Consider the following 18,202-nt stretch of genomic DNA (forward strand, 5'->3'; position numbering starts at 1 on the left):
AGCACTGGCATCAGATATTCAAAGGGACTGACATCACTCAAAAGTTTGCTAAAGGTGAAGTGATGAAAGAGTAAAGCTTAATAGTTTAAAGCATTCGATTGCACAATATCGGAAGTAGATTCTGAGTCAAAAAAGTCCTGTCTGAATCTCTATTGGTTATGGCAGCTCAAATATGAGTGCAGTAACCAGTTCGGTGCCAGTATTTTTAAAAAACAGTTGAGCTTGCTCTTCGACCTTTGCTCCATCGCCTGGCTTAAGTTCAGTGGAGTCTAACGACAGCTGTCCGGATACTAGATGAACGTACACTCGACGGCCTCTCTCTATCTCAAATGTGAGTTGTGACTGTGTATCTAGAATCAATTGATGTAACTTGGCATCTTGCTTAATGAGCAATGTGCCATCTTCACCGGTTGGGGACGCTATGGTCGTTAAGCCAATCTGACGGCCAAAGTTTTTTTGTTGATATCCCGGTTTACCATCAAAAGAGTTCGGTTGGATCCAAATTTGCAAAAAGCGTAATTGATCATCAATAGAGCCATTGTATTCGCTGTGATAAACGCCTTTTCCTGCCGACATCAATTGAAATTCACCAGCGGGAAGGTTCTGAATGTTACCTTCACTATCCTTATGTTCGATAGTACCTTCAATAACATAGCTGATAATTTCCATATCTCGATGGTCGTGAGTATCAAAACCAGCTCCCGGCTGTACTACATCGTCGTTAATCACGCGCAGCTCTGAAAACCCCATGTGTTGTGGGTCGTAATAGTTAGCAAATGAAAATGTATGTTTGCTGTCTAGCCAGCCAAAGTTTGCTCGGCCTCGGTCTTGTGAGTGACGTACTGTGATCATATTCTTTCTCCTTTGGCTAAACCTTATTAATGCTATTTAAGCGAGTTTGTTTACGATAGCGCTATCTAGGCCAAATTTACCAGCGCCTGAGAATGCGAGTGAAATACTGACAGCCAATAGTACTAGACCAAATTCATAGCCGTTGTTTGACATAAATAGGCCATTGTCAGAGTGTACTGCAAAGATCGCTACCATCATGGTAAATGCCGTTAGTAGTGCAGCAGGGCGAGTCAGCAAGCCAAGCAATAGAGCTAGACCACCGAAAAATTCTGCACTTCCAGCTAAGAATGCCATCAGCATACCTGGGCCAAGACCGATTGAGTCCATCCACTGGCCAGTACCTTCAAGGCCATAGCCGCCAAACCAACCAAATAGCTTCTGTGAACCATGTGCCATAAAAATCACTCCTACAGGGATCCTTAGCGCGAGTGCGGCATAACCTGCTTTTGATTCTGTTACTCTTTTGATTAGTGCTTTCATGTTCTCTTCCTCAAATGTTTAAATGTCTGTTTCTTGCTAAGAGTTCGATACTCCTCAAGCATTGAAACCAAGTTTAGATGTGTTAGATTGAAGATAAAATTGGAATGATTTGTACATTTAGTTCAAATTATTTGAATGTGGAGAAGTATGCATCACGCCATTACCATTGACGCGCTCAGGGCTCTGGACGCCATTGATAAAAAGGGCAGCTTTGCGGCAGCAGCTGAGTCACTCTATAAAGTGCCTTCTGCGTTGACCTATACCATTAAGAAGTTAGAACAGGATATGAATGTTGCTCTTTTTGATAGGTCAAAACAAAGGGCGCAGTTAACGCCGGCAGGACGATTGGTATTAGATCACGGTAGGGATATCTTGTTAGCCACTCATCGTTTAATGGATTCGGTACAACAACTTGAATCGGGGTGGGAGAGCAAAATTCGAATTGCACGAGATACCATCATTCCACAATCTCCCCTTTTCTCAGTCATTAAAGAGTTTAATAAACTTAAACAAAATGTGGAGCTCAATCTCGGGGTGGAAGTATTAGGGGGCGGCTGGGATGCCCTCCATAGTCGTCGTGCTGATATTGTCATTGGCGTGACTGGAGAGTTGCCTAAAGGTTTGTTCCAAACCCATAAGATAGGTTCCATTTCATTTGTTTTTGCTGTTTCCCCCAATCATCCATTGGCAAGTGTTGAAGGTGAGCTCGCAAGCACATTATTAAGCGAGTACCCAGCGGTCGTGGTGTCAGACTCTTCGCAGTTACTTCCCGTGAGAGACAGCGGCTTGTTTAAGAGTCGACAAGTGATACGAGTTAACTCTATGGAGTCTAAATTACTCGCTCAAGTTGAAGGGATAGCGATTGGTTTTTTGCCTGAGCATATGGCACGCCCTTACATAAATAAAGGCCTGTTAGTCGAGAAAAACTGCGCAATTCCGAGATCAAATCAAGATATCTTCATTGCCTGGCATAAAGACAATGAAGGTAGAGCATTCGATTGGTTTAAACAAAAGTTATGTGAAATTGAATGGGGGATTTGAGGTTAACTAAATAACTTTTGAGCGTAGCTCACCATCGAGCAATCTTGTGGTGAGCAGATCGCCTGTTTTGATATCTGCAGCATCCAGTAACACTTTACCTGACTCGTCTTGTGTGATGCTGTAACCGCGGCTTAGTGTGGCAAGCGGGCTGACCGTTTGCAGTTGATGGGCGCTGTTTTTTAATCTCATTTCGACATCATGCAACTTGTCTTTCATGCCATCGTTTAATCGTGTTGTTAAATAATCGAGGCGCTTGGATTCAAGGGTTAACCTGTGCTCGGGAGATTGTTGGCTCAGTCTGTGGTGCAAGTTTTGCTGCTTGATGGCTAAGGTATGTAATCGAGTGTTGAGTGCAGCGTTAAGGCGTAACTGCATCTCATCAAACCTTTGTTCGAACTGCTCCAGTGTGCGCTTAGGATCGTGTCGGTGGAGACGGTTTTCAAGATTGCTGGTTCTTTGAATAGTTTTCAGCTGATAGTGCTGCCAACTTTGCTTTAATCGAGATAAACCCGCTGCCAGCTTGTGTGCTTTGTCGTCGGCATCTTTTGAAAGCAGCTCTGCGCCTGCTGAAGGAGTGGGTGCCCTTACATCGGCGACATAGTCGCTGATGGTGGTATCCACTTCATGACCAACGGCTGATACGATGGGTAGGGCACTGTTGTAGATGGCGTGGGCGAGATCTTCGCTATTAAAACACCAGAGATCTTCAAGAGAACCACCACCACGGCTGAGCAGTAACACATCGACTTCTTGTCTGGCATTAGCAAGCTCGATGGCGCGGCAGATTAGTTTTGCTGCGGGCTCGCCCTGAACTTGGGTAGGATAAACCACCACTTCGATGGAGGGATCGCGTCTGGCTAATACATTGAGTACATCTCGGAGTGCTGCTCCAGTGGCTGAGGTGATCACGCCAATTTTACTGATATTAGTCGGCATTGGACGTTTGGTGTCGGTGGCAAACAGGCCTTCCGCTGCGAGCTTCATCTTTAAGGCTTCATACTGCTGGGCTAGCATGCCATCCCCGGCTGGCATCATAGATTCGAGAATAAGTTGATAATCGCCTCTTGGCTCATAAACACTGATCGCCCCTTTTACCAATACTTGTTGGCCGTTGATGGGCTTAAAGGTGACAGAGCGATTCTTGCCTTTGAACATGGCGCAGCGAATTTGCGCGAAATGGTCTTTGAGTGTTAAGTACCAATGGCCTGAACCGGGGGCTGCAAAGTTCGATATCTCTGCATTTAGCCAAACTTTACCCAATTCTCCTTCGAGAAGTTGGCGAACCTCGCCATTGAGACGGGAGACGGTGTAAACATTATTTTTTGGCTTATTCATCAGTTTTTCACGCTTAATGGCACTTTTTTACTATTTTCCATTTACCAAGCCAAATATGCAAGGTATAATCTCGCCGCAATATTTTCACCTTTATTTACTACTCTCTTGGGGAGATGTTGCATGTTAAGATTAAAAAAAGAAGCACTTACTTTTGATGATGTGTTGCTGGTTCCAGCTCACTCTACCGTTCTCCCTAATACTGCCATTCTCAAGACTCGTCTGACTAATACGATAGAACTGAACACACCTATAGTGTCTGCAGCCATGGATACTGTGACTGAAGCTCGCTTAGCGATCGCGATCGCTCAGGAAGGTGGACTCGGTTTTATTCATAAGAATATGACCATTGAGCAACAGGCCGAAGAAGTTCGTAAGGTTAAAATTTACGAAGCGGGTATTGTTCAACAACCTGTCACTGTGACGCCGACCACTACACTCGAGCAACTTAAAGTACTGACTGAGAAAAACGGTTTTGCTGGTTACCCAGTCGTGAATGACGCACATGAACTTGTGGGTATCATAACTGGTCGTGATGTGCGTTTTATCACTGATTGGACTCGTACCGTTGATCAAGTGATGACGCCTAAAGATCGCCTTGTGACGGTACTTGAAGGTACTAAGTTAGATGAAGTTCAAACGCTTATGCATTCTCATCGTGTTGAGAAGGTGTTAGTGGTTGATACTAATTTTAAGCTTAAAGGCCTTATTACAGTGAAGGATTTCCAAAAAGCTGAGCGTAAGCCTAATGCATGTAAGGATGAGTTAGGTCGTCTGCGTGTTGGTGCCGCCGTTGGCGCTGGTCCTGGTAATGAAGCGCGTGTGGATGCTTTAGTTGCTGCAGGTGTTGATATTTTACTTATTGACTCTTCACATGGTCATTCTGAAGGCGTATTACAGCGTATTCGTGACACTCGAGCCAAATACCCCGATCTTCAAATTGTGGGTGGCAATGTGGCAACCGCTGAAGGTGCATTGGCGTTAGTAGAAGCGGGTGTTAATGCCGTTAAAGTCGGTATTGGTCCTGGTTCTATTTGTACTACTCGTATTGTTACGGGTGTCGGTGTGCCACAGATAACAGCCGTTTCAGATGCAGCTGAAGCAATTAAACATCTTAATATTCCTGTTATCGCCGATGGTGGTATTCGTTTCTCTGGTGATTTAGCTAAAGCCTTAGCCGCTGGTGCATCATGCATCATGGCCGGTTCTATGTTTGCTGGAACGGATGAAGCGCCTGGTGAAACAGAGCTTTATAATGGTCGTGCTTATAAGTCTTACCGCGGTATGGGCTCATTGGGTGCAATGACGCAGACTCAAGGTTCTTCAGATCGTTACTTCCAAAGTGACAATGCTGCTGACAAACTTGTGCCTGAAGGTATTGAAGGTCGTGTTGCTTACAAAGGCAAGCTGAAAGAGATTATCCATCAACATATGGGCGGTTTACGTTCATGCATGGGTCTTACCGGTTGTGCAACCATTAAAGAGCTTAATGAAAAAGCAGAATTTGTAAAAATCACGTCTGCAGGCATGGGCGAATCTCATGTCCACGATGTGGTGATTAGCAAAGAAGCACCGAACTATAGCTTTGGTTCATAATTTAATCTGTAAAAGATGATTGAAACGGGCGACATTAGGTCGCCCGTTTGTTAATCCATTTTAGTCAATCTTAGTCTCAACACGAGCTAAGGTAGATATTGGCCATTTAGACAAAATAAAGGTTTCTCCATGAGCAATATTCATGAGCATAAGATCCTAATCTTAGATTTTGGTTCTCAGTACACTCAATTGATCGCACGTCGTATTCGTGAAATTGGTGTTTACTGTGAACTTTGGGCTTGGGACGTTTCTGAAGCACAAATTAAAGAGTTCGCGCCAAATGGCATCATCTTAGCCGGTGGTCCTGAAAGTGTAACTGCAGCAGACTCTCCACGTGCATCAGAGTATGTTTTCAATGCGGGTATCCCAGTTCTTGGGATCTGTTACGGCATGCAAACCATGTCTGAACAGCTTGGTGGTAAGGTTATCCAAGGCGTAGGTGAAGGTGAATTTGGTTATGCACAGGTTGAACTTCAGACTTCGTCTGAACTGTTCAAAAGTATCGAAGATGCAATCAGTGATTCAGGTAAGCCGCTGTTAGATGTGTGGATGAGCCACGGTGATAAAGTCTCTGAGATCCCTGAAGGTTTCGTGACTGTTGCGACCACTGCAACTTGCCCTTATGCAGCAATGGCCAACGAAGATAAAAAATTCTACGGCGTACAGTTCCACCCAGAAGTGACGCATACTCGTCAGGGTATGCGTATGCTTGAGCATTTTGCATTGGACATTTGTCAGTGTGAAGCGAACTGGAAACCGTCATCAATTATCGAAGATGCAATCGAGAAGCTGAAGCTACAGATTGGTGACGATGAAGTGATTTTGGGCTTATCTGGTGGTGTAGATTCATCCGTTGTGGCTATGTTGCTTCACCGTGCTATCGGTGACAAGTTGACCTGCGTATTTGTTGACAATGGTTTGCTTCGTCTCAATGAAGCTGAGCAAGTGATGGATATGTTTGGCGATCACTTCGGACTTAAGATTGTCCATGTTGACGCTGAAAACCGTTTCTTAGATGCGATGCAAGGTGAAGCTGAGCCTGAAGCTAAGCGTAAAATCATCGGTCGTGTTTTTGTCGAGATTTTCGATGAAGAATCTAAGAAATGTGCCAATGCTAAATGGCTTGCTCAAGGCACTATCTACCCAGATGTGATTGAGTCAGCTGGCAGCGCAACCGGTAAAGCACACTGCATTAAGTCACACCATAACGTCGGCGGATTGCCAGATGATATGGAGATGGGGTTAGTTGAGCCATTGCGTGAATTGTTTAAAGATGAAGTGCGCAAGATTGGTCTAGAGCTAGGTCTGCCATATGACATGCTTTACCGTCATCCATTCCCTGGACCGGGTCTAGGTGTGCGTGTATTAGGTGAAGTGAAGAAAGAGTATTGCGATCTACTTCGTCTTGCCGATGCTATCTTTATCGAAGAACTGCACAAAGCCGATCTTTACAATAAAGTCAGCCAAGCATTTACTGTGTTCCTACCTGTACGCTCAGTTGGCGTGATGGGTGATGGCCGTAAATATGATTGGGTTGTTTCACTGCGCGCAGTTGAGACCATTGACTTTATGACAGCCCATTGGGCACATCTTCCTTATGATTTCCTCGGTCGTGTATCGAACCGTATTATCAATGAAGTCGATGGGATCTCTCGCGTTGTCTATGATATTTCAGGTAAGCCACCTGCGACTATCGAGTGGGAATAATCACTTAAAGTGATTATTTTAAGAGAAGTAAAAGGGCTAGGGTACTTGTTACGCTAACCCTTTTGTCATTACGATATCTAAAGCTTAAATAACGTTATCTTATGGGGTGTGGCTTGTCACAAACAGAACGCGATATTCATTATATGAAAATGGCAATGGATATGGCCGTAAAAGCCGAAGAGAAAGGTGAGGTTCCCGTTGGTGCCATATTGGTTAAAGATGACGAGGTAATAAGCGCAGGATTTAATTTTTGTATTGGCTTACATGACCCATCAGCCCATGCCGAGATGCAGTGTTTGCGTCAGGCGGGTAAAGTGATAGAAAATTATCGTCTGTTAGATACCACTTTATATGTCACGCTAGAGCCCTGTGCTATGTGCGCTGGTGCTATGGTTCATTCTCGCGTGTCCCGTTTAGTCTTTGGTGCTAATGATGCTAAAACCGGTGCTGCGGGTACAGTGATCGATCTGGTGCGGCATCCGGTCTTTAATCACCAACTTGAGGTCACATCAGGCGTGTTGGCTGAAGAGTGTGCTGAACAGTTGAGTCAGTTTTTTAGACGTCGTCGAAAAGAGAAAAAAGCGCTTAAGCAACATGAAAAAGGTAACACTTCGAATAATGAAGCCAAGTGATTGAATGATTGGATTAGCCTGAGAGGAAAATGGAAGCTTGAGCAAATTTAATAGATTAACTGCGTGATGATACCGTGCAGTTAATCTAAAAGTGTGATTGATCTTAGATAGCTGGAGGTTGAATGCATGCGAAAAAGAGCTTCTGTCTATTGAGGGTTCTTTGATGCTTTAATTTCAATTGAGATCTGCGTCTTGCGGATACATTGTTTATGGCTCTTCTTTTCATTGGCTATTCCTACTTTGTTATTGTGGCTGTGCACCGGATAACTCATTGACTTCTTGCCCTAACTGCTCGGCAAGTTGAGATTCCTCTCTTAAGGCTTGCTCATCTTCCATTATCTTGTTCTGATTATCTATCCAGACCAAGGTATCGTAATAACGTCTGATGTTATCAACATAATGTACAGCTTCGTTGCCACGGGCATAACCGTAGCGTGTTTGCTTATAATATTTTCGTTTTTGTAGTAAAGGTAGTACTTCTTTCAAATCTCGCCATGCACTTGGATTTAATCCCATAGATTCTGCTAGCTTACGAGCATCTTCTACATGGCCATAACCGATATTATAGGAGGCTAACGCAAACCACATTCGCTCATTATCTGGGATTGATTCAGGCAATCGATTGAGGATATTAATAAGGTACTTCGCCCCTCCTTTAATGCTTTGCTCTGCATCGAGACGATTCTCTATTCCCATCTGTTTTGCTGTTGGCAATGTTAACATCATTAGGCCTCTAACGCCTGTAGGGGAACGCGCATTGGGATTCCAATGTGATTCTTGGTAGGCGGTGGCTGCTAATTTTCTCCAATCTAGATCGCCTGCATAATGTTGAAACCGTTCCTTGTACCTCGGAAGCTTATTGTCAATGGCCCTAAGAAATGCGCGGGTATCCACATAATCAAAACGTTTTACGTGGGCAAAATATTTTTCATCAAGGTGGGCTAAGGTCCCATTAAGTTTCTCTTGATGCCAGAAGTTGAGTAGTTCGCTCATCAACTTATCGCTGTTCTGTGCCGGTAGCAGCCAGACAATGGCTTGTTTTTCTTTTAGGGTTAAACCGGCTCTAAGTTCAGGCATATAGCGTCGGCTTATCTCAAAAGTGGTTGAGTCGGCGATGGTATAGGTGATCTCTCCTCTGGCTATCATGGCCAAAAGCTCCTCGCTGTCTTTATCTTTCTCTTGCTCCCACACGAGTTCAGGGTACATTTTTTGTAGCTGAGACAGGGTTTCAACAAATGAGGAGTCAGTGATCACTGTAATATCATCTTCGAGTTGTGAAATGTCCTTAGGTTGCGGCGAACCCTGTTTATAAACCAGCACTTGGTTGACCCTATATAGAGGAGGGCCAAGCCTGAACTTTTCTCTGCGAGTGGGGGTGTCGGCAAGTCCTGCAGCGATAAAGTCAATCTCTCCTTTACCTAAAGCAAGATAAAGATCTTTGATATTGGAGTAGGGCTTCATCGCTAAATTTAAGTCTAGGTAGTCAGCAAAGCGACTGGCCATCTCATAATCAAACCCTGCCTCACCTTGTCCTGTGGTGACGTAAACTTGAGAACCATAGAGAGTGCCTACATTCAATACTGTTTTCTCAATCACTTTTGGGGTTAACTTTGTTTCTTCCACTGTGACTCTCTGGCAGCCAGCCAGTAGTGTTAGAGTCAGTAAAATAAGCAAAATTCTATTCATAAATACCAAAGTTGTTGTCGGTTACCGAGTCATTTTCAATAAGCAAGTAGACAATTATATCATAGGTAACGTTAAACCCAATTTTTGCCGCGTTTTTCGTGAACCGAATGAATAATTCGGTGAATATTTGTTTATATTATGGTCTAAAGTTTTCCTCGCTAGTGTCTATTATTTTTCGTTATGGGCTATTTTTGCAAAATGAATTCAATGGGTAAAATATGAGATATAACAACTTGAGTCATTATTGGTCGCTAAATCGCCAAAATCACATCATTTATTGTAAAACAAACCATTTATGAGCCGATATTAGTGTTTGTTTGTATTTGTCAGCAAACACTGTTTTTAACAAAATACTACGGGTGATTTGTCGGAAATATTTCCCTATAATAGCGCCAGATCTGACCCTGCAATTATAATTTATAAGGTGAAATGACGTGATGGAGATCATCCGCGGAGCCCCTGCTTTATCAGCGTTTAGAGTTCAAAAATTAATGGAAGCTTTTGACAATGAATTACTTCCTATTAGCGGTATTTATGCTGAATATATCCATTTAGCCGATTTGTCTGAACCTCTTGATAAGAGTGAAGCTGAACAACTCGCCAAACTCCTCACCTATGGTCCAGCTATCGAAGCGCATGAACCACAAGGTTCACTCTATTTTGTGACTCCACGTCCTGGCACTATTTCACCTTGGTCATCTAAGGCAACGGATATTGCTCATAACTGTGGTCTTAACAAAATAAGCCGCCTAGAGCGTGGTGTTGCTTATTACGTTGAGTCGGATGCGCTCAGCAGTGAACAACAAAAAACACTCAATACTTTGATTCATGACCGTATGGTCGAAGTGATGCTGACGAGTTTTGATAAGGCCGACATTCTTTTTGCACATACGCAGCCTAAAGCAGTCGCTAGCGTCAATGTGCTAGTCGAAGGGCGTAGTGCGCTGGAGAAAGCCAATAACGATTTAGGATTGGCACTGGCTGATGATGAGATAGATTATCTGGTTGAGAATTTTATTAAGCTAGGCCGGGATCCTAATGACGTAGAGTTGATGATGTTTGCTCAAGCGAACTCAGAGCATTGCCGTCATAAGATATTTAATGCGGATTGGACGATTGATGGGGTAGTTCAGCCAAAATCTTTATTCAAGATGATCAAAAATACCTTTGAGAAGACGCCTGATGGTGTCTTGTCTGCATATAAAGATAATGCCGCGGTAATGGAAGGCTATGAAGCTGGCCGTTTCTTCCCTGAAGATAATGGTGTTTATGCTTATCACACCGAGCCAATGCATATCTTGATGAAAGTGGAGACCCATAACCACCCAACGGCGATTAGTCCATATCCGGGCGCAGCAACAGGTTCTGGCGGAGAGATCCGTGATGAAGGTGCGACGGGACGTGGATCTAAGCCTAAAGCAGGCTTAACCGGTTTTAGTGTTTCAAACTTAAAAATTCCTGGATTTGTGCAACCTTGGGAAGCCGATTATGGTAAACCTGAGCGTATCGTAACCGCACTGGCTATCATGACCGAAGGCCCATTGGGCGGCGCGGCGTTTAACAACGAGTTTGGTCGTCCAGCGCTACTCGGTTATTTCCGTACTTATGAGCAGGAAGTGTGTAGCCATAATGGCGTGGAAGTCCGTGGTTACCATAAGCCGATTATGCTTGCTGGTGGTCTAGGTAATATCCGTGGTGAACATGTTCAGAAAGGCGAGATCACTGTTGGTGCGAAATTAATCGTATTGGGTGGTCCTGCAATGAATATAGGCCTAGGCGGCGGTGCTGCTTCCTCAATGGCGTCTGGTGAATCGAGTGAAGATCTCGATTTCGCTTCCGTGCAACGTGAAAATCCTGAGATGGAGCGTCGCTGTCAGGAAGTGATCGATCGCTGTTGGCAGATGGGTGACAGAAACCCAATACAATTTATTCATGATGTCGGAGCTGGCGGTCTATCAAATGCCTTCCCTGAGCTGGTTAACGATGGTGGCCGTGGTGCTAACTTTGAATTGAGAAATGTACCTTCAGACGAGATCGGCATGAGTCCTCTTGAGATATGGTGTAATGAATCTCAAGAACGTTATGTTATGTCGGTTGCCCCTGAAAACCTTGACGTATTTGCCGCCATTTGTGAGCGAGAACGTGCGCCTTTCTCCGTTGTCGGTATTGCAACTGAAGCGCGTCATCTAACCTTAAGTGATGAGCATTTTGGTGATAAGCCAATCGATATGCCTTTAGAGGTTTTGTTAGGTAAAGCACCTAAGATGAGCCGAAACGCCGTAACCGTTAAAGCGGTTTCCCCTAAATTAGACCAAGCTAAAATTGAGATAAAAGAAGCTGCTCATCGTCTACTGCGTTTGCCCACCGTTGCTGAGAAAACGTTCCTTATCACCATTGGTGATAGAAGTGTAACGGGTCTTGTTAATCGTGATCAGATGGTGGGTCCTTGGCAAGTCCCAGTTGCTGATTGTGCAGTAACGGCTGCGAGTTATGACGCTTACACTGGCGAAGCTATGTCACTGGGTGAGCGTACACCGCTGGCATTATTAGATTTTGGCGCATCGGCTCGTATGGCGGTAGCTGAATCTATCATGAACATTGCAGGTGCAGACATAGGTTCATTCAAGCGCGTTAAGCTCTCCGCAAACTGGATGTCAGCAGCAGGTCATCCTGGTGAAGATGCTGGTCTTTATGCTGCGGTTAAAGCGATTGGTGAAGAGCTGTGTCCTGAACTGGATCTCACTATTCCAGTGGGTAAAGACTCGATGTCGATGAAGACAGCTTGGGAAGACAAGGGAGTAGCAAAATCAGTGACTTCACCTATGTCCCTGGTGATTACCGCATTTGGTGCAGTACAAGACATTCGCAATACCGTGACACCTGAGCTGCGCACCGATAAAGGTGACACTGAGCTTTTGCTTGTGGATTTAAGCGCAGGTCATAACCGCCTTGGTGGTTCATGTCTGGCTCAAGTATACGGTGAGCTCGGTGATACAACGCCAGATCTTGAAGATGCTAATTTATTGCGTGGCTTCTTTGAAGTGATGCAGCCGCTTGTTCGTGAACGTTCAGTGATTGCTTATCATGATCGCAGCGACGGTGGCTTATTTACTACCTTAGTTGAGATGGCTTTTGCGGGTCACACGGGACTGTCTATTGATCTCTGTTCTATCTCAGGTAGTGATATAGAGCGTTTATATAACGAAGAGCTTGGTGGTGTATTGCAGGTGAGTCGTGCGCAAAGTGAGGCGATTCAAGCTAAGTTTGTCGCTGCCGGCGTTGCTTGTCATGTTATTGGTACGCTGACGCCAGAAGACAAAATCACTATTTGTGATGGCGAGCGTGAGTTGTTTGCTGAATCTCGAACAGCACTGAGAACCATCTGGGCTGAAACGACGCACCAGATGCAGTTATTGCGTGATAATCCGCAATGCGCTAACGAAGAGTTTGAACTGAAACAAGATGTGAACGATCTTGGCTTAACCGTTGATCTTAAGTTTGATCCGAGGGTAGACGTGGCAGCACCTTATATTTTAAAAGGTGTCGCGCCTAAAATGGCAATCTTGCGTGAGCAAGGGGTTAACTCACACTTAGAGATGGCTGCAGCGTTTAATCGTGCAGGCTTTGAAAGTATCGATGTTCACATGAGTGATATTCTCAGTGGACGTATTACGTTAGAGGGATTCCAGGGCTTAGCAGCTTGTGGTGGTTTCTCTTATGGTGACGTATTGGGTGCTGGTGAAGGTTGGGCTAAATCAATTTTGTTTAACGGTCGTGCTCGTGAACAGTTTAGTCAGTTCTTTGAGCGAGACGATAGTTTAACGCTAGGTGTTTGTAATGGCTGTCAGATGCTATCGACCCTAAAAGATATTATTCCAGGCACTGAACATTGGCCTAGGTTTGTACGTAACCGATCTGAACGTTTCGAAGCACGTTTTAGCTTAGTTGAAGTTCAGAAGAGTCCCTCTATTTTCTTACAGGGAATGGAAGGTTCGCGTATGCCTATCGCCGTATCTCACGGTGAAGGTCGTGCTGAGTTTGTCTCACCTCGAGCATTAGCAGCAGCTGAAGCATCTGGCACCATCGCATTGAGATATGTTAATGGCAACGGAGAGATAGCGACTCAGTATCCGCAAAACCCTAATGGTTCGCCTAATGGGCTTTCTGGGCTGTCGAGTGTTGATGGTCGAGTGACGATTATGATGCCACATCCTGAACGTGTGTTTAGAACGGTTGCCAACTCATGGCATCCTGATGGCTGGGGTGAGGATAGCCCTTGGATGAGAATGTTCAGAAATGCACGTGTTGAGCTAGGTTGATAGCTCAATGATGCTATGGGCAACTCTTGGATGAGAATGTCCAAGTATAGTTAAGTTTGCTAAATTAACGATGACTAACATCAATGTGAAAAAAAAGAGCTTCGAATTTTCGAAGCTCTTTTTTTTTCATTTTAAACTGAGAATAAGTGCAATATAAATAACGGGTTGTGTACTAGTTAAAATATCAGCAGAAACTAAACTTTGACAAATAGCGGGTTGGGAGCATTAGGCTACGAAAGTGTAAAAACCCCTTACTAAAAGAGATTAATTGATCATTATAGTATATAAGTGATAGCTAAATGAAGATGGTAAGATTAGATTTATCTGGTGTTAAATAGCAAAAAGCCACCTAACTCATTGAGTCAGGTGGCCGCTTTGCGCTAACAAAACTTCAAGTAAAATTTGTGTGCTAAAAAGCTATTTTATAGCTCTCTAGCTGTATAAAGTTCAACAAAAACACGCTTGTAGTTGTTTACTAGACGATCGAATAAGTTTTTCATTTGGGTATCTCCACACAGTAATTTAAGTGATGTGAGCGGAGTTTGGTTGTGCCGGGCTACTTCACCGGATGAACGAACCGTCTCCTTAACACAGGACGAATGATATGCTTAAACCTTAATGTACTCAAACGAGAAAAATTATATATTATCATTACTAAAACTAATCTTGCATGTAGTGTTTGTATGCTTTAAATATGTTGTATTTTTTATTTTATCATTTATTTCAATTGGTTAATAATTCTGTTGATTGTTTTTGTTTGTAATAAAATTGATGTGTAAATTTATATTGATGTATTTTTTGTAGTAAATGTGACATTTATCTTATTAAGCTAAGTAAAAGTCTATTTAGTCGTCACTGGAGGTCTTCCCTATCATGGATCTGTTTTTTAGTCAATGTTCCTACGCATCGAACTGTGTCCTTAACCACAAAACCCGTTTTAAGCGGAGTGTTTGATTGATTTGAATCAATTTTGAATGGTATAAAATAGGGGTGAAAGCTCAGTTAAATCGAGTTAAGTAACTGAAAATTAGTCTCTAGCTAGTTTTTTACAGTTTTTCTGTGCTTTTGTCGCAATTTCTTGTTTTTTGTGACACTAGTCGGGGACGTGTGGGCGAGAATAGGAAATAATCTGAAAACTCGGCCAATGAATAATAATATGCAGTTTAAACGTTGATACCGCTAAAAGGCGTTGAATACGATTAAAACTAAATTCCTAAATAGGCCTTAGCTATAAGTGATGGGGATCTACTCATAGTTTCAAGGATGTACCACCTAAGGAGTCACTAATGATTTTAGAAGAGGTTGTTGAGTTATCGCGCTTTCAATTTGCGATGACGGCTATGTATCACTTCTTGTTTGTTCCCTTAACTTTGGGTCTCGCCTTTCTGCTAGCGATCATGGAATCACTTTATGTGATGACGGATAAGCAGATCTATAAAGATATGACCAAGTTTTGGGGTAAGTTGTTCGGTATTAACTTTGCTCTTGGTGTGGCCACCGGTCTCGCCATGGAGTTTCAGTTTGGTACAAACTGGTCTTACTATTCCCATTATGTTGGGGATATTTTCGGTGCGCCATTGGCCATCGAAGGACTCATGGCTTTCTTCCTTGAGTCTACCCTAGTCGGTATGTTCTTCTTTGGTTGGGATAGATTTAGCAAGCGTCAGCATCTCGCTGTAACTTGGCTTGTTGCGTTAGGTTCTAACTTATCAGCGTTATGGATTTTAGTTGCTAATGGTTGGATGCAAAACCCGGTTGGGTCTGTATTTAACTATGAAACCATGCGTATGGAGATGACCAGCTTCGCAGATGTTGTGTTTAACCCTGTTGCACAGGTGAAGTTTGTTCATACCGTAGCATCTGGCTATGTCGCAGGCGCCATGTTTGTGCTCGCGATCAGCTCTTACTATATACTTAAGAAACGTGATCTACCGTTCGCACGTCGCTCATTTGCGATTGCGGCAAGTTTCGGTATGGCATCAATTTTGTCTGTTATCGTACTGGGTGATGAATCTGGATATAAAGTCGGTGAAGCGCAGCGGGTTAAATTGGCTGCGATTGAAGCTGAATGGCATACCGAACCTGCACCAGCAGCGTTTACAGTGGTTGGTTTTCCAAATCAAGAAACCATGCACACTGATTATGCGATTAAAATACCTTATGCTATGGGCATTATTGCCACACGTTCATTAGATGAACAGGTGACTGGTATTCATGAGCTGATTGATGATCACGAAGTGCGTATTCGCAACGGTATGAAAGCATATGCCATGCTAACTGAATTGCGTGCTGGTAATGAAACGCCTGAGCTAAGAGCGGCATTTGAAGAGGCGAAAATAGATTTAGGCTATGGTTTCTTGTTGAAGCGTTATACAGATAATGTCGTTGATGCAACGGAAGAACAAATTATAGCAGCTGCTAAGGATTCAATTCCGAATGTCGCGCCTATGTTCTGGTCGTTCCGTGTCATGGTCGGTGCTGGCATGGTGATGTTACTGGTATTCGCCGCTGCATTTTGGCAAAGCACTCGTCATCAAATCGAAGAGAAGCCTTGGGTATTAAAAGCGGCACTGTTTAGCTTGCCACTGCCTTGGATCGCGATTGAGTGTGGTTGGTTTGTGGCTGAATATGGCCGTCAACCATGGACTATCTCCGAAGTGTTACCGACCTTTATGTCAGCTTCAAGTTTATCTGTCGGTGATCTTTGGTTCAGTATCATATCAATCTCAGTATTCTATACTGTGCTACTGGTTATCGAAGCTTACTTGATGATTAAGTTTGCTCGTCAAGGTCCTAGTTGTTTAAAAACTGGCCGTTATCATTTTGAAAACCTTGATGCCTAAGTGGAGATCTGATTATGTTTGATTATGAAATGTTAAGATTGATCTGGTGGGTGCTGATTGGGGTACTCTTTATTGGTTTCGCCGTCACGGATGGTTTCGATATGGGGGTTGGTGCACTTTTACCTATCATAGGTAAAGATGACACTGATCGTCGTATCATGATCAACTCGATAGCCCCTCATTGGGACGGTAATCAGGTGTGGTTAATCACTGCTGGTGGCGCTCTGTTTGCGGCTTGGCCTATGGTTTATGCCGTATCGTTCTCGGGATTCTATGTTGCCATGATGTTGGTACTGTTTGCCTTGTACCTTCGTCCTGTAGGCTTCGATTACCGCTCTAAAATAGAAGATCCAAGATGGCGTAAGTCATGGGATTGGGCTCTGTTTGTCGGTGGTTTTGTGCCACCGCTTATCATAGGTGTCGCGTTTGGTAACTTACTGCAAGGTGTGCCATTCAACTTTGATGAGTACCTACGTGCAACTTACTATGGTGGTTTCTTCGGTCTGTTGAATCCATTTGGTCTGCTTGCGGGTATTGTCTGCGTCAGCATGTTTATGATGCAAGGTGCGACTTGGCTACAGATGAAGACTGAGGGGGAGTTGAGAGTTCGTGCTGCTAATGCGTCTCAAATCCTAGCTATCATTCTATTTGTCTGCTTTGGTGCTGCGGGTGTTTGGTTAGTCAATGGTATCGATGGATATGTGATCACATCTGCTTTTAGCACTTATGATATCTCAGATCCGACCCTTAAAACGGTTGAGATCCAAGCTGGTGCTTGGTTAACAAACTACGATAAATATCCAGTGACCATGATGTTCCCTGTATTGGGGTTATTGATGCCACTTTTAGTCTTGTTAACAAGCCGTTTTAATCGCAGTGGTTTTGCCTTCTTGTTTAGTTCACTAGCTATTGCTGCTGTGATTTTAACCTGTGGTGCGGCTATGTTCCCATTTGTTATGCCGTCTTCACTTGAGCCAAATGTGAGTTTGACTATGTGGGATGCAACAGCAAGTGAAATGTCGTTAACTGTGATGACGTGGGCTGCTATCATCTTTATACCAATTGTACTGAGTTACACTGTGTACACTTATATGAAGATGTTTGGTCGCTTATCTCGTAGCTTTATTGATAATAACAAGACGTCACTATACTAATAAGGAGCCGACATTATGTGGTACTTTGCTTGGATACTTGGTGTATTGCTGGCGTGTTCATTCGGAATCATCAATGCCCTTTGGCTTGAAACGACCGAAAACATGGACAGAGACACTGAAAATAAAGATTAATCACTTACCTCAGTTTACTGATTAAGTTGATAACAAAAGCCTCGTTAATGCATTAAGCGTTACGGGGCTTTTTAATGAGTCTAGAAATTAACCTTCGGAGAGTTTCTCTAACTCCCTTGCTGCATCAAGTGCCAAAACCAACTCTCCTTTGCGAGTGTGAGCGATCTCTTGCCAATGAACACCCTCAAGTGCACCGACCAAGGCGTATAACATATTTAAACTCGATGTATGTCCAGCGCGCTCTAGCCTTATCATGGCGGTTATAGGACCAACGGCGTGCAGTTCAGCGCGAGTGTAAATCCCGATGTTGTTTAGCCAAACTGCGGACTTAGGGCCTAGGCCGCCGAGTTGTTCTACTTTCATTTTTCGTAATTATTGTGAAGCGATAACTGAGACTAACAAGTTTTGGGGATAGAAGGGAGTTGCGT

Annotated in this window: 13 protein-coding genes; 8 read left to right on the forward strand and 5 right to left on the reverse strand. The window is 43.7% G+C overall.

Annotated elements, in window-relative coordinates:
- Positions 1-156: 156 nt before the first annotated feature.
- Both HWQ47_RS08890 and HWQ47_RS08895 read right to left on the reverse strand, forming a co-directional pair.
- Positions 157-852 (reverse strand): pirin family protein, encoded by a 696-nt coding sequence (locus HWQ47_RS08890; RefSeq protein ID WP_269970784.1) that lies wholly within the window; start codon positions 850-852, stop codon positions 157-159.
- Between the two features lie 36 nt (positions 853-888).
- Positions 889-1,332, reverse strand: a complete 444-nt coding sequence (locus HWQ47_RS08895) for a DoxX family protein (protein WP_269970785.1) — start codon at positions 1,330-1,332, stop codon at positions 889-891.
- A 147-nt stretch (positions 1,333-1,479) separates the two neighbouring features.
- On the opposite strand from HWQ47_RS08895, the gene HWQ47_RS08900 reads away from it, so the two are divergent.
- Complete coding sequence (locus HWQ47_RS08900) at positions 1,480-2,373, forward strand: LysR family transcriptional regulator (protein ID WP_269970786.1); 894 nt, start codon at positions 1,480-1,482, stop codon at positions 2,371-2,373.
- A gap of 6 nt (positions 2,374-2,379) precedes the next feature.
- On the opposite strand, the gene xseA is transcribed toward HWQ47_RS08900, so the two are convergent.
- Positions 2,380-3,708 carry an exodeoxyribonuclease VII large subunit gene (gene xseA, locus HWQ47_RS08905; protein ID WP_269970787.1) on the reverse strand — a complete coding sequence of 443 codons (1,329 nt, stop codon included), beginning with the start codon at positions 3,706-3,708 and terminating at the stop codon, positions 2,380-2,382.
- A 120-nt stretch (positions 3,709-3,828) separates the two neighbouring features.
- On the opposite strand from xseA, the gene guaB reads away from it, so the two are divergent.
- The 3 genes from guaB (at position 3,829) to tadA (ending at position 7,640) form a co-directional block, all read left to right on the forward strand.
- Positions 3,829-5,301: an IMP dehydrogenase gene (guaB, locus tag HWQ47_RS08910; RefSeq protein ID WP_269970788.1), complete on the forward strand. Its 1,473-nt coding sequence runs from the start codon at positions 3,829-3,831 to the stop codon at positions 5,299-5,301.
- Between the two features lie 129 nt (positions 5,302-5,430).
- Positions 5,431-7,008 carry a glutamine-hydrolyzing GMP synthase gene (gene guaA, locus HWQ47_RS08915; RefSeq protein WP_269970789.1) on the forward strand — a complete coding sequence of 526 codons (1,578 nt, stop codon included), beginning with the start codon at positions 5,431-5,433 and terminating at the stop codon, positions 7,006-7,008.
- Between the two features lie 113 nt (positions 7,009-7,121).
- A complete protein-coding gene (gene tadA, locus HWQ47_RS08920; protein WP_269970790.1) occupies positions 7,122-7,640 on the forward strand; it encodes a tRNA adenosine(34) deaminase TadA in 519 nt (172 codons plus the stop codon).
- Between the two features lie 243 nt (positions 7,641-7,883).
- Here the strand turns inward: tadA and mltF are convergent, their stop codons facing one another.
- Positions 7,884-9,326 carry a membrane-bound lytic murein transglycosylase MltF gene (gene mltF, locus HWQ47_RS08925; protein ID WP_269970791.1) on the reverse strand — a complete coding sequence of 481 codons (1,443 nt, stop codon included), beginning with the start codon at positions 9,324-9,326 and terminating at the stop codon, positions 7,884-7,886.
- A 437-nt stretch (positions 9,327-9,763) separates the two neighbouring features.
- Here mltF and purL point away from each other — a divergent pair, with 437 nt between their 5' ends.
- The 4 genes from purL (at position 9,764) to cydX (ending at position 17,774) form a co-directional block, all read left to right on the forward strand.
- Positions 9,764-13,645, forward strand: coding sequence for a phosphoribosylformylglycinamidine synthase (gene purL, locus HWQ47_RS08930; RefSeq protein WP_269971707.1), 3,882 nt, complete (start codon positions 9,764-9,766; stop codon positions 13,643-13,645).
- A 1,286-nt stretch (positions 13,646-14,931) separates the two neighbouring features.
- Positions 14,932-16,488, forward strand: a complete 1,557-nt coding sequence (locus HWQ47_RS08935; RefSeq protein WP_269970792.1) for a cytochrome ubiquinol oxidase subunit I — start codon at positions 14,932-14,934, stop codon at positions 16,486-16,488.
- A gap of 14 nt (positions 16,489-16,502) precedes the next feature.
- Positions 16,503-17,642 carry a cytochrome d ubiquinol oxidase subunit II gene (gene cydB, locus HWQ47_RS08940; protein WP_269970793.1) on the forward strand — a complete coding sequence of 380 codons (1,140 nt, stop codon included), beginning with the start codon at positions 16,503-16,505 and terminating at the stop codon, positions 17,640-17,642.
- A gap of 15 nt (positions 17,643-17,657) precedes the next feature.
- Positions 17,658-17,774 carry a cytochrome bd-I oxidase subunit CydX gene (cydX, locus tag HWQ47_RS08945; protein WP_143563192.1) on the forward strand — a complete coding sequence of 39 codons (117 nt, stop codon included), beginning with the start codon at positions 17,658-17,660 and terminating at the stop codon, positions 17,772-17,774.
- An 87-nt stretch (positions 17,775-17,861) separates the two neighbouring features.
- On the opposite strand, the gene HWQ47_RS08950 is transcribed toward cydX, so the two are convergent.
- Positions 17,862-18,137: a TfoX/Sxy family DNA transformation protein gene (locus HWQ47_RS08950; RefSeq protein WP_269970794.1), complete on the reverse strand. Its 276-nt coding sequence runs from the start codon at positions 18,135-18,137 to the stop codon at positions 17,862-17,864.
- Positions 18,138-18,202 lie beyond the last annotated feature (65 nt).

Origin of the sequence: Shewanella sp. MTB7 (genome assembly GCF_027571385.1) — a bacterium.
Classification (GTDB): domain Bacteria; phylum Pseudomonadota; class Gammaproteobacteria; order Enterobacterales; family Shewanellaceae; genus Shewanella.